We start from the raw sequence: 13,190 nt of genomic DNA, 5'->3' as shown, positions 1-13,190 counted from the left end.
TTTGGACAATCGATTATCAAAGTACAGTTGTAAACTCAATAGAAGCTATAGTAGCACATCTTAAATAGCATGACATTACCGACAACGCCGCTTTTGTTACGTTAATCTGTAGCGCAATTATTACAATAGTAACGGCTTAGCGTTAAACATCAGTGTTAAAAGCCAGTATCAAGAATTAGCACTGATGCTTCAATCACACTCGGCCTCAACCACGCTCAGTTTCACGCCCCATTTAGCGAATTGCTCAACCTCAGTATGCAAATCTGATAATAAGAAAGCATAGTGCTCACTACTCTCACCAACCGTGATTTGCCAGCGATTATCATCAATTACTTTTAACTCTAATTCTGGTAACTCATGATCGCTGCGACTATGATGCGCCAGTACCGCTAAGCGTAGCAGCAAACACAGATAAACGAGCGAATCACCGCCGATGGTACACGTCTGCTCTAGCATATCCGCTTTAAGCTTACGGCGATGATTGAGCATCAATTGTGCCATTCGCTTTTGATCCACTTGCGAAAACCCTGGAATATCAGAGTATTCAATCAAGTAAGCACTGTGCTTATGGTAACTGCTATGGGCTATCGCCAAGCCTATTTCGTGTAAGGACGCCGCCCGTCTGAGTAAGTCACCATCTTCGCTATTGAGTGCAAGCTTGGCTTTGACTTGCTCAAATAAATTAAGGCTGGTTTTAACCACTTGTTTGGCTTGTTTTTTATCGCCTGAATAACGCTTTATCAGTGCCAAGACACTGCGGTCACGCACGTCTTCACTAGCAAAGCGACCAAGCATATCGTACATGACGCCTTCGCGTAGGGCGCCATCTGAGTACACCATGGTCTCGATGCCGAGCACCTTCATGATGGCTCGCAATACCGCAACACCCGCTGGAAAGACGGCTTTACGGTGTTCTTTCACGCCTTCTAAATCAATGTCATCAACGTTGCCAATTTTAAGCAATAATTTTTCTAACTTTTTAACACCTTTATAAGTGATGCGTTCTTGCTCGTCTGCCCAACCTTTTGAGACGAGGACGTTGCGCACCGCTTTAATCGTGCCACTCGAGCCAACGACACTACTCCAGCCAACTTTTTGATAGCGCCCATTAATCGCTAGCACCTCTTTACGCGCAGCTGAGATGGCATTATTAAAAGCGTCTTTGGTAATCAAGCCGTCCGCAAAATACTTCTGGGTAAAGGCGACACAGCCCATCTGTAAGCTTTCGGTCAATAACGGATCGAACTCTTGCCCAATGATAAATTCTGTCGAACCACCACCAATATCAATGACCAAGCGTTTGTCACTACTGGCATTGGTATGCGAGACGCCCAAATAAATCAAACGCGCCTCTTCACGTCCGGCAATAATCTCAATCGGTTTGGGCAAAATTTTATTGGCACGGCTGATAAAGTCATTGGCGTTTTTGGCTTGGCGTAAGGCGTTGGTCGCGACGACGCGGATACGCTCAGGTGGCACCGAATCTAAACGCGCAACAAAGCGGCTTAAACATTCAAGACCGCGCTTTTCAGCCGCAGCGCCCAAGATATTATTCTCATCGAGACCGGCAGCAAGCTGCACCTTTTCAGACATAGACACCACTTTTCGCACCTCACCATGGTCGAGGCGTGCAATGGCTAAATGAAAACTGTTGGAGCCAATATCAATGGCTGCCATCATTTCATCATCAGCAAGTGGTGGGTTTTTCAGGTAGTCTTTGGGCATAAGCGAGATCGTTACCGTGTCAGATAAAAAGATATTTAAGAGCGCCAAGGCTTTTAAAATAGAGAATACATGGAATGGAACTTAAGTTTCTTATATAAGGGTTTTTATATAAGGTTTTCTTATATAAACCAGAGCTTTTATAATAAGGCTTTTGTATATTGAAACTATTATTATGCGGATTATAGCAAGTTTTGCCATTAAAACATTTATGCAAAACACTGGCAAGTAAGACGCTAGCACTACTACCTACGCATTAAACCGAAAATAAACACTCTTTAGCCTTAAAAAACAGCGACCACTTCTCATACTTTTTTTATATAGCCTATTTAACAATATGGGCTTGCTACCGCCGTAATTCTCTATATTATAATAGAGAACAAGCACTTACTTATGGCGATAAGTGTTCGATAGATATAATTCGATATATATAATAAGCACCCATTTTTACCATTAAAGCCCATCATGGAATGATGACGCTCAATCAATAACAACCTGCAAGGAAGCAGAAATCATGAATCAGACAACCGCCCAAGCCGCAAAAACCAACGCTCCTGCTGGCACGGAAAAAACCAGTCATAGCAGCCTTATCCATATAAAACGTCCAGCTAAGCTGAAATTTTACGATTTTTATTTAAACGAACATCAAAATATGGCTTGCCGCCGTTTGCATTTCGCCGGTAGTAGCTTTGGACTTTTAGGATTGGCAAAGTCTGTTAAGAACCGCTCGGCAAAGCCACTACTGAAAGGGATTGCGGCAGGATATGCCTGCGCGTGGGTCGGACACTTTTTCTTTGAGAAGAACAAACCGGCCTCTTTTAAATTTCCTCTACAAAGTTTTGCCAGCGACTTTCGTATGTATAGCGATGTGCTACGCGGTAGACTCAGCTTAAAAGACCGTAAGTTTGATAAAATTTAATAGGCATAATTCAATAGACTCAATTTAATAGGCCCAATTTAATAAACGCAAAAAAGCCAGCATAATAAATCATGCTGGCTTTTTATTTTTATCTCTACCATTAAGAGCCAAACACTCTTAACATAGTTAAATAGTGCTTAAACAGTTTTGCAACTGTTGTTAAGCTAAGCTTTTGCCATTTCAGCAAAAATCTCGTCAGCCGCTTTAATAGACGCTTCAATGTCTGCATCACTATGCTTGATTGACATAAAGCCCGCTTCATAAGCAGATGGCGCAAGGTAGATACCGCGGTCGAGCATGCCATGGAAGAAGGTATTAAACACGTTCATATCGCATTCGGTGACTTCATCGAAGTTTTGCGGTACGTTTGTCGCCTTGTCTTTAACAAAGAACATACCAAACATGCCGCCCAATTTATTGGTGCGCAAGTTAATACCATGCTTATCTGCCGCAGCTTGGAAGCCATCAACCAACTTATCTACTTTCGCTGATAATTCCGCATAAAAACCATCGACGGTTAAGTCTTCAAACATCGCAATACCGGCTCGCATTGCCAATGGATTACCTGATAACGTACCCGCCTGATAGACGCCGCCAAGTGGCGCGATACAAGACATCACTTCTTTTTTACCACCGAAAGCACCGACGGGTAAGCCGGCACCGATGATTTTACCAAAGCAAGTCAAATCAGGGTCAATACCAAAATGCGCTTGCGCGCCGCCAAGTCCGACACGAAAACCGGTCATCACTTCATCAAAAATCAATACCGCGCCGTTGGCGGTACATTCTGCGCGCAAAGTATCATGGAATTCTTGGGTTGGAATGACCATATTCATGTTGCCGGCGATTGGTTCCACAATCACGCAAGCAATCTCACTACCCCATTTCGCAAAGCAGTCTTTAATCGCTTGTGGGTCATTATAAGGAATGGTAATCGTATGCTTAGCAAAATCGGCTGGCACGCCTTTTGATGTTGGTTCGCCAATATCCAGCATGCCTGAGCCCGCTTTTACCAGTAAGCTGTCTGAATGCCCATGGTAACAGCCTTCGAACTTAACGATTTTATCACGCTCAGTAAAGCCGCGCGCCAAACGAATCGCGCTCATGGTCGCTTCTGTACCCGAGCTTGTCATTCGAATCATCTCAACACTTGGGACGATTTCGCAAATCTTATCAGCAACGGTGGTTTCAAATGGCGTTGGTGTACCAAAACTTAAACCATCATCAGCAGCTTTTTTAACCGCATCAATGACTTTTGGATGCGCATGACCCAAAATCATCGGGCCCCAAGAGCCAACATAATCGATATAAGCGTTGTCTTCGGTGTCATAGATTTTGCTGCCGTTAGCACGGTGCATAAAGATAGGCGTACCACCGACACCGGCAAAGGCGCGAACCGGTGAGTTTACGCCACCAGGGATATGCTTACGTGCTTGCGCAAATAGTTGTTCATTTTTAGTGCTCATAATTATTCTCTACTTATTCATTCGGTCTTATTTTATTAACAATCACTTAATTAATTAACAGAAACTTAGGCTTTTTTAACCACTGATGATTTTAGCTTCATTGGTCCATAACCATCCAGTTTACAGTCGATATCATGACCATCAGACGCATCTGGCAATAGGCGGATACCTTTTGCTCTCGTACCGACTTTGATGATAGTTGATGAACCTTTGACCTTTAAGTCTTTAATCACGGTGACGGTATCGCCATCTTGCAGCTCATTACCGACCGCATCACGAATGACCGCATCTTGCGCTTCAGCTTGCGCCGCATCGGTTTCAGCCGCGGTCCACTCATGCGCACACATAGGACATACCAGTAACGCACCATCTTCGTACGTATATTCAGCATCGCATTTTGGGCAATTGGGTAAGCTCATAATTTCCTCGTCAGCCGTGATAAATTGGGTGTATTCTAGAGCTAACATTGTACCGTAACTCGCCAGCTTTAACCAATCGCTTCGGCTGTGAATACTGTGCTGTGCTCAATTGTCATATTTGCTTATGCGGTAAAGCGGACGTTTTTTATCACGTGGTTTTTTATGGTACTCTGCTTTAACCAAATTTGGTTTGATAGCCACTTGTCTTTAGATGGTGAAAACCTCAAACACTACTTTAAGTATTATTTTACCAACTACGTGAACAACCACTTTAATAACTCAGTATTAACCCTAATATCTGAGGCTATAGCGACTGATAAATAGGACAACAATAATGACTCAATCAACATTGCCACAATTTGCCCAGCTAACCATTCAAGGTGAAGATGCGGAAAAATTCCTACAAGGGCAACTGACCTCTGATGTCACCAAGCTCGGACTTAGCTATCAAGCAACGGCGCTTAGCAATCTAAAAGGTCGTATCGATTTTGGACTATGGATTAAAAAACAAGAAGAAAAGCATTTTGACGTGGTTATCAGTGCCGACTGTGCTGAGGCTTTTCAAGCGCATTTAAAAAAGTTCGGTGCCTTTTCAAAGTTTGATACCAGTGCGCCAACGCCCATTTATCCTTGCGTGGTTGCCGATGAGCCGACCTTTAGCCATAAAGAGGAACATAATACGCCAGCAGACACCCAAGCGTGGATGCAAGCAAGTCTAGCCATTGGTAACTATTGGATAGTTGCTGCAACGCAAGGACTGTTTCAACCGCAAGAGCTACGTCTGCATCAGCGCGGCGGTATGGACTACGATAAAGGCTGTTACTTGGGTCAGGAAGTCATCGCCCGTATTTACTTTAAAGCGGCGCCAAAAGCGTTTTTACATTATGTTAGCGGCACAGGTGATGTACCAGCAGCAGGTGACAAGCTAGAGAAAATTCAGGTGGTCAATGCGATTGCTGATGACAGTATTAATGGTAATGGTTTTAAGGCATTGGTTGTTGCCCGCCCTGAGCATCTAGCAGACAGCGAGCTTACAATATTAGACTTACCACCAGCACTGCAAGCGGATGTCGCCCGTCAAAAATAACGCGGAATAATCGATAACCCAAAACAGTAAGCACTTTTTAAAATCCTTTAGTAAAAACGCAGCAGAGCAATCTATGACCCATATTGCGGTACTCGGAGCAGGCGTGGTGGGCGTGACCACCGCATGGTATCTTCGCCAAGCAGGCTACGATGTGACCGTGATTGAGCGTGAGCCAGCCGCCGGTATGCAGACCTCATTTGCCAATGGTGGGCAGATATCCGTCTCGCACGCGACGCCTTGGGCCAATCCTGCGGCTCCTATGAAAGCGCTTAAATGGCTATTTAAGGAAGATGCGCCGCTGCTCTACCGCTTGCGTGCTGATAAAGCGCAATTGAAATGGGCGATGCAGTTTTTACAAGAATGCCGTGCAGATAAAGCTGATGCCAATTTGGTGCAAATGGTACATCTAGGATTGTATTCGCGTGATGCCCTACAACAGCTGCGTGCTGATATCAGTATTGATTATGAGCAGCAAACGCGTGGTATTATGCATTTTTATACCAACCAAGCTGAATTTGATGCCGCCATTGCGCCAACAGCACGTATGCAAGAGCTCGGCTGTGAGCGTCATATCATTGATATTAATAACGCGGTTAGCCTCGAGCCTGCGCTTTATCCTATTGCTCATAAGCTCAAAGGCGCAACTTATACCAGCCGTGATGAATCGGGTAATGCCCATTTATTTACCCAACGTTTGGCTGAGCGCTGCATCGATGCTGGCGTGCAGTTCTTATACGATACCGACATTTTGGCGTTAAATGCTGACGTCAATTCTGCTCGCCCGCATGTGCATAGTATGACTATTCGACCCAAGGGTGAGAACGCGCAGACTTTTAGCGCCGACAGCCATGTACTAGCACTTGGCAGCTATAGCGTATCACTCATGAAGCCACTTAATATTCATCTGCCAATTTTCCCTGCCAAAGGCTATTCGGCTACTTATCAAATCAATCCGCGTGCGCCGCATTTAGCACCTTTCGTTAGTCTCATTGATGATGAGTTTAAGCTGGTAACCTCACGCCTTGGCGATAAATTACGGGTTGCCGGCACGGCAGAGTTTAACGGCTACAATTTAGATTTAAATAGCACCCGCTGTGCAGCTATCACGCGCCGTGTACAGCAGTTATTCCCCAAAGGTATCATTGCTGATTCTGTGCAATATTGGACGGGACTGCGCCCGATGACCCCATCAAATGTACCGTTAATAGGACGCGCGCATAGCGGTCACGTCCGTCACGGTAGTCATGATGCCAATGCTAGTTTTGATAATTTATGGCTCAATACCGGTCATGGTACGCTTGGTTGGACCCATGCTTGCGGCTCGGCAAAGGCTCTCAGCTTATTGATACAGGGTGAGACGCCGCCAGTCGACTTTGATTTTGTTGGCTTAAGAACGTAAAAATAAGAAACGTAAAAGTTAGGAACGTAAAAAAAGGCACTTTTATGAGTGCCTTTTTATTTATATTAAAGACTTTTTAGAGCTATTTTATGCAGCGCTTCCTGACTTAATATCGGCATTAACGTCAGAATCAACGCTTGAATCGGTAATCTCCAAATTAGCCACTTCTAGCGGAATTGCTTCTAATTGCACAGGTACGCCATTGACCGCTGCATTACCACTTAACTGATCGATTAAGGTATCGTCCGTCAAATCATTGACACTGACACCGGCATGCGCTTGCGCAATCTTTTGCTTCACGCCTTTACGCCCATGACCCCAGCCATGCGGGATACTCACCACTTTTGGCATCAGCTCATCCGTGACTTCTGCGGTAATAATCACGCTACCGACGCGCGAGGTAACTTTTACGGTTTGACCATCTTCAATACCGTATTCTTTGGCCGTTTCAGGATGCAACATAAGCGTGCAGCGCGGCTTACCTTTTACCAAACGATAGCTATTGTGCAGCCACGAATTATTACTACGGACATGGCGACGACCGATTAACAACACCTGCTTATCGTCATAGTTCTGCATCATCTCCCGTACCCGCTCTAAATCGGCTTGATAAAAATCAATATTAAGATGAATCTGCTTGTCTTTATGCTTTAATGCTTGCGGTAGCATCCTTTTCAAAGGCCCTAAGTCAAGGCCGTGCGGATTTTTCTTAAGTTTATTCAATGTCATGCCAGCATAAGGTCCACGTCTTAATCCTTGATCAAGCATAAATTTCGGTCCTAATGTCCTGACTATTCGGCGCTCAATTTTGGTTGCAAGCGCTGCTTTTCTATCTAGACGTTTTGCCAGCTCTAGATAAATTTGCCAATCATGTTTGGCACTTTTTTTCTTAGCAAACAATGCTTTTGAATACTTAGCCACGTTATGGACGGCAAAATTATTAAAGGTGACGTCATAATGGTCACGCTCTAGTGGCGAGACGGGTGGCAAAATGATATGGGCATGACGACTGGTTTCTGTCACAAAGTAATCAATCGCAACCATAAAATCCAAGTTGGCAAAAGCCGTATCTAACTTTTCACCATTTGGCGTGCTGAGTACAGGATTGCCAGCGACCGTCATAAAGCCTGTTAACTGCCCCGCGCCTTCTACCAACATCTCATCCGCCATCGCCACGACAGGATAATCACCATTAAAATCAGGCAAGTTACTCACGCGACTATGGCGTTTACCTAAATAACCTGGGCCTGAGTTATTGACCACATCGACCGCAGGATTGGGGAACATCAAGCCACCCACTTCATCCAAGCGCCCTGTGACAATATTAATCACCATAATCAGATACTGACTTAATAAGCCAAACTCTTGCACCGAGACACCCATGCGCCCATAACAGACCGAGCTTTCGGCTTCACAAAACTCTTTCACCAGTCGTTTAATCTCGCTTGCCGCAATGCCGGTAATATCAGCTACGGATTCGGCGCTATAATCTTTGGCAAAGTCTGCAATGCGTTCAATCTCTGGCGCGAGCGCCGCCGCTCTATTATTTTTAGCGCGCGCTTTGTCTGCATAACCTTGGAGATAGATTTCATTAAGCATGGCAAGCAAGAGTAAGACATCCGTCGCTGGACGAATAAAATGATGCTCGCTCGCAATATCTGCCGTTTCGGTGCGCCTTGGGTCGATGACTACTACCTTGCCATCGCGGGCTTTGATATCTTTTAGCTTTTGGCGCATATTTGGCGCGGTCATAATACTGCCGTTAGACGCTAGCGGATTACCACCGATGATAAGCATATACTGAGTACGATTGACGTCAGGCACAGGGATACGCAGCATATGCCCAAACAGATGCATACTGACAATATGGTGCGGCAATTGGTCGATGGAAGTCGCAGAAAAACGACTGCGCGTCTTTATACTGCTTAATAAATGCTTAATCGTTAACATGCCGCCCAAATTATGGACGTTGGGATTACCTAGATAAATACCGAAAGCATTTTGACCATGTTTTTTCTGTACCGACTGAATACCCGCCGCCACTTTATCGAGAGCTTCAGACCAGCTAATCTCCTTCCAACCGTTAGCGGTTCTCTCAACGGGATGACGCAGGCGATCACTGTCTTCATGCAAATCTTGTAAAGCAGTTGCTTTTGGACAAATATAACCCTTGGAGAATGGGTCGTCTTTATCGCCTTTAATCGATAGCACTTTTTCACCATCGTGCTGGATGACGATACCGCACATCGCTTCGCATAAATTGCAGGTTCTCAAATGTGTTTGTTCATTCGTCTTGGTTTGTTCACTAGCCATGGTCGCGCTCCCTGTTATTTTTTACTATAGCTTTCACTATATAAATTCCATTTTATACGTTTAATAAAGGTAGTAAATTTACTCATCTTAAAAATATTGAGCGTTAGCCAAAGTTAAGCATTGATAAGCTCAATAACTAACCTTCCACTCTGTGCCTATCTTTGGTGAAAAAACTGTTAAAAAGTCCATCAAAGTTTTTGCACAACATCTCAATCGCCTGATGCTGTGAATAGCGCTGTTGATGACAACCTAATATCAACTCATGTACTTGGGCGGCAGCGATATCAACGCAGAGATGAACGTCAAACGCCTCAAAAGAACACTCGGCTGACTGCAAACCCTGTATAAATATCTTGGTCCACTCCTCGCGTATCTCTGTGATTAGACTTCCCAAGCCCTTATTCACTACTTTTGAATCAAAGCGCAGACTGTCTTCCATTAAACGTTGAAATAAAGCGATATTCTGAAAGGCCGCATCAAAAATCATGGTTAAGCAATGCTGACAACGTTGATTAAACGCCTCTTTAGACAGCATTGCATAGTCTTTAAGCATATCTTCCCACGCCATACGCATCGGTGATAAATAATTGTCTTTCAGCTGCGCGCCTAACTCCTGCTGCAACGCCTCTAAGCTATCAAAGTGATTATAAAAACTTGGCTGAGCAATACCCGCACCTTTGGCGATTTTGTTCATGCTCATGCCACAAGCGCCTTCCAAGCTATATAACTGCAAGGCACTTTTTAACAGCGCATGGCGCGTCTTTGCTTTTGCCAAATCACGCTTCGATTCTGCTTTTGTAGAACTTACTACCTTAAGTGCATTCACTGTCAATCTACCGTAGATGAATCAATCGTATAACGTATTTATTATTTCAACTATAAGGCTATAGCCATTTAAACAATAAGTCTATATTTAAATACTCAGACAGGTTTAAATACTGAAGCAAAGGATTATTAATAGTCAATATTTACCTATCATGCTGAGAAAACGCCCCATCTCTTACACAACTATGCGGCCCATAACATAGTGGTGGTTTTTATCATAATTGAGTAACACTGCAAACATTGGCCATACAGACAAGGCTCGCTGAAATTCATATATTGGTAGCACAAGTTAGCCACTGGCTAATTGTAGAGTACTGAAACGCAGTACTGAAAGTGTCATAAGAATCATAAATAATAATCTACATACTAAAGCGTCATACAAACTGTTGATTCAACTTTTATAACAGCTTTATCAAGACGCAATAACGAGAATAAGGAATATCACAATGAATGAACATACCCTAAAAGGTGATTGGAATCAGATGAAAGGTACAGTGAAGCAGAAGTGGGCTGACCTGACTGATGATGACTTACTACATATCGAAGGTAGCCGTGATAAGCTTGTGGGTAAAGTCCAAGAGCGTTATGGTCATAGCAAAGATGACGCTGAGCGCGAAGTTGATACATGGCGCAATGAAAACAAATACTAATTAATAATTACTCTTATAAGACCTTGTCGTAAATACAGATCTTTATAAGTAAGTAACTAATTAAAAAAACCGCATTGATTATGATGCGGTTTTTTATTGTTCGTTATTCTTTGATAGTTACTTATCTATATCGATAAACATAGTAGTCGATACATAGCACTGTCAATATATAGAAGGCTTGCTAGCTTTCATGGCAGTTTTGAATAAAAAACAAACAGTGTAAAATAATTAATACCCAGACACGATAAAACCGCATAGCAATTAATTGTTATGCGGTTTTATTGTTAACGATCCTTGTTACCCATCACCACTCTAATCACTGCATCCTTGCAGGATATTGAGTATATTGTGATAGCCGGGCATCCTGCCCATTTCTTCACACTACTATTGGCATTATCTGCCTGCAACACGGGTCATGTGTCCTTATTCCAATTGCTATTATCATCCTGATGCCAGCAAATCGAACTATTATCCTTAATACGGTCAACTCAATCCTTGAGTCACATTCCCTTATGCCGTGTGTGTATAGTGTCAAATTATAAGGCTGCTGTTAAGTCGCGTAAGCGTCATTGCGTGTAAGCATATGCTTACGTCAGTTATAAAAATGACCGGTAATATCAGCCAAGTTATTGATAATAATATTATTATCGTTAAATAATATATTTGATGGTTTTCTATAAACTATTTAAATACTAAAAGTGTTATCGACGTTTGCTAACGTTAGCAACACCTTAGTCACCTAAAGTGTCGAATGCTTACGCAAATATTTGCAAAATTTACAACTTATTAACACCAAAGACACGTATTAATGAGTTTTAAGTCTTACTATGTGTATGTAAGAAAATATTTCAAGATTAAGAGACAAATATCGATTCTATAAGAATGTTGCTCCGTAATCCTTTGCTTTATAACTTTTTATAGAATCTTGAACTCTTTATATATAACAGACATATAACCAGTCACTATTAGACATTTAAGCCTGATAAATACCAGTATGACAAGTATGAGTTGGATTAAGATAAGGCTTATTAATAACAGTGCCTTACTCAGATATGCTATAACAAAGGAGATTTTATCGTGAAAATTCTACCCGCTTTCTCATTTAAGACAGCAATATCTGCCGGTCTGGCGCTGACGATGTTAGGGACAGTTGCCGGTTGTGCCGTTGTCGGTCCAGGTTACGAAGATTACCCAATATATGGCGGTAACAGCGATTATGGCAATGTTGACTATAAGCGTGTTAACCAAACCCTGCGCAATGACCTACGCCGCAAAGGCTATCAGGTTATGGATATCCGTGCTGATAACTATCGTGGCAATCGAGCCATCACTGCCATTGCTAGAAAGAACAATCAAACTTATGAGCTGAAATATACCTATCCTGACTTAAGACTCATTAGCTCAAATAAAAGAGCCTCTACTAGCATCTGGCAAGATGATAAATATGATAAAAACGACTATAAGAAAGACAAATATAAAAATAATGGCAAATATAAAAATAAAAAGCATTATAAAAACGATGATATTGAAAACAGCATCAAAAGAGATTCGCGCTATCCAGCCATTAAACAACGTGCTATTAACAAGGTAAGGTCGATGGGTTACCGCGTCGAAGATATTGAGCTGGAAGAAAAGAACGGCCGCGGCGTGTTTGAGATTGAAGCCAAGCGTGGTTCGCAAGAATATGAAATTTTACTTGGCTATCCAAACTTAAATGTCATCAAGGTTGAGAAAGATTAGTATTCAAGCTGTATAAACTTTTGCAAGAAATGTTTTAAGCAGTAAATACATTAGCTAAAGATTTTGGCATCGTTGACTACTTGGTGCCTTTGGTCACATAAGCCAGCCCTTGGTTTATGTGACCATTTTTTATAGCATGGCTTTTTATAGCATGGCTTTTTATAGCACGACTTTTGATAACATAGCTTTTGATAACATGATTTTTATGGCAAGATTTTATATAGCCCAATTTTGCTTAGCATCACTGCTAACGCCTTTAACATCATAAGAGGATATTATGAAAAAATTTACTTTATTAAAAACCACCGCTGCGAGTAGTACGATTGCCGCGTTATTAGCCATCACGACAGGCTGTGTCACCGCACCTGGCTATAATGCTTATGGCGACCTTTACGAGGACATTTATAAAGACACCAAGGTCTACAAGAAACACAAAAAAAACATCAAATCCATTGATAAAGAGCTTTATCAGCCTGCTATCGAGCAACGTGCGGCTAATAAAGTCAGTAGCATGGGTTACCGAGTCAAAGACGTCAAATATAAAAAAGGCGACAGTAAAATAAAAGTAAAAGCCCGACGCGGCAGTGAAGACTATAAAATCGAGCTTGGCTATCCGAGCTATAACGTGATTAAAATCAAAGAAGATTGAC

General features: G+C 42.6%; 11 protein-coding genes. 6 read left to right on the top strand and 5 right to left on the bottom strand.

Annotation, left to right across the window (positions count from 1 at the left end):
• Positions 1–189: 189 nt before the first annotated feature.
• Complete coding sequence (gene ppx, locus JMX94_RS06950) at positions 190–1,725, bottom strand: exopolyphosphatase (protein ID WP_201564456.1); 1,536 nt, start codon at positions 1,723–1,725, stop codon at positions 190–192.
• A 511-nt stretch (positions 1,726–2,236) separates the two neighbouring features.
• Between ppx and JMX94_RS06945 the strand changes: the two genes are divergently transcribed.
• Positions 2,237–2,641 (top strand): DUF962 domain-containing protein, encoded by a 405-nt coding sequence (locus JMX94_RS06945; protein WP_201564454.1) that lies wholly within the window; start codon positions 2,237–2,239, stop codon positions 2,639–2,641.
• Between the two features lie 164 nt (positions 2,642–2,805).
• Here JMX94_RS06945 and hemL read toward each other — a convergent pair whose 3' ends face one another.
• The gene (gene hemL / locus JMX94_RS06940) at positions 2,806–4,107 is read right to left on the bottom strand and encodes a glutamate-1-semialdehyde 2,1-aminomutase (protein WP_201564452.1); all 1,302 of its coding nucleotides are present in this window, start codon (positions 4,105–4,107) and stop codon (positions 2,806–2,808) included.
• 65 nt (positions 4,108–4,172) lie between these two features.
• Positions 4,173–4,526: a zinc ribbon domain-containing protein YjdM gene (locus JMX94_RS06935; protein ID WP_270896626.1), complete on the bottom strand. Its 354-nt coding sequence runs from the start codon at positions 4,524–4,526 to the stop codon at positions 4,173–4,175.
• A gap of 334 nt (positions 4,527–4,860) precedes the next feature.
• Between JMX94_RS06935 and JMX94_RS06930 the strand changes: the two genes are divergently transcribed.
• The gene (locus tag JMX94_RS06930) at positions 4,861–5,613 is read left to right on the top strand and encodes a folate-binding protein YgfZ (protein WP_201564450.1); all 753 of its coding nucleotides are present in this window, start codon (positions 4,861–4,863) and stop codon (positions 5,611–5,613) included.
• A gap of 13 nt (positions 5,614–5,626) precedes the next feature.
• Complete coding sequence (locus JMX94_RS06925; RefSeq protein WP_374220406.1) at positions 5,627–7,012, top strand: D-amino acid dehydrogenase; 1,386 nt, start codon at positions 5,627–5,629, stop codon at positions 7,010–7,012.
• Between the two features lie 87 nt (positions 7,013–7,099).
• On the opposite strand, the gene JMX94_RS06920 is transcribed toward JMX94_RS06925, so the two are convergent.
• Positions 7,100–9,325, bottom strand: coding sequence for a molybdopterin oxidoreductase family protein (locus JMX94_RS06920; RefSeq protein WP_201564446.1), 2,226 nt, complete (start codon positions 9,323–9,325; stop codon positions 7,100–7,102).
• Between the two features lie 136 nt (positions 9,326–9,461).
• Positions 9,462–10,151, bottom strand: coding sequence for a TetR/AcrR family transcriptional regulator (locus JMX94_RS06915; protein WP_201564444.1), 690 nt, complete (start codon positions 10,149–10,151; stop codon positions 9,462–9,464).
• A gap of 445 nt (positions 10,152–10,596) precedes the next feature.
• Here JMX94_RS06915 and JMX94_RS06910 point away from each other — a divergent pair, with 445 nt between their 5' ends.
• The 3 genes from JMX94_RS06910 (at position 10,597) to JMX94_RS06900 (ending at position 13,189) form a co-directional block, all read left to right on the top strand.
• Entirely contained in the window at positions 10,597–10,800 is a 204-nt protein-coding gene (locus JMX94_RS06910; protein ID WP_201564442.1) for a CsbD family protein, read from the top strand.
• A 1,077-nt stretch (positions 10,801–11,877) separates the two neighbouring features.
• Positions 11,878–12,540 (top strand): hypothetical protein, encoded by a 663-nt coding sequence (locus tag JMX94_RS06905; RefSeq protein WP_201564440.1) that lies wholly within the window; start codon positions 11,878–11,880, stop codon positions 12,538–12,540.
• 277 nt (positions 12,541–12,817) lie between these two features.
• Positions 12,818–13,189: a hypothetical protein gene (locus tag JMX94_RS06900; RefSeq protein ID WP_201564438.1), complete on the top strand. Its 372-nt coding sequence runs from the start codon at positions 12,818–12,820 to the stop codon at positions 13,187–13,189.
• Position 13,190: the final 1 nt, after the last annotated feature.

The organism is Psychrobacter sp. CMS30 (assembly GCF_904846565.1).
Lineage (GTDB): Bacteria > Pseudomonadota > Gammaproteobacteria > Pseudomonadales > Moraxellaceae > Psychrobacter > Psychrobacter maritimus.
The sequence above is the reverse complement of the archived record's forward strand: the minus strand, read 5'-3'. Positions and strand labels throughout refer to the sequence as shown.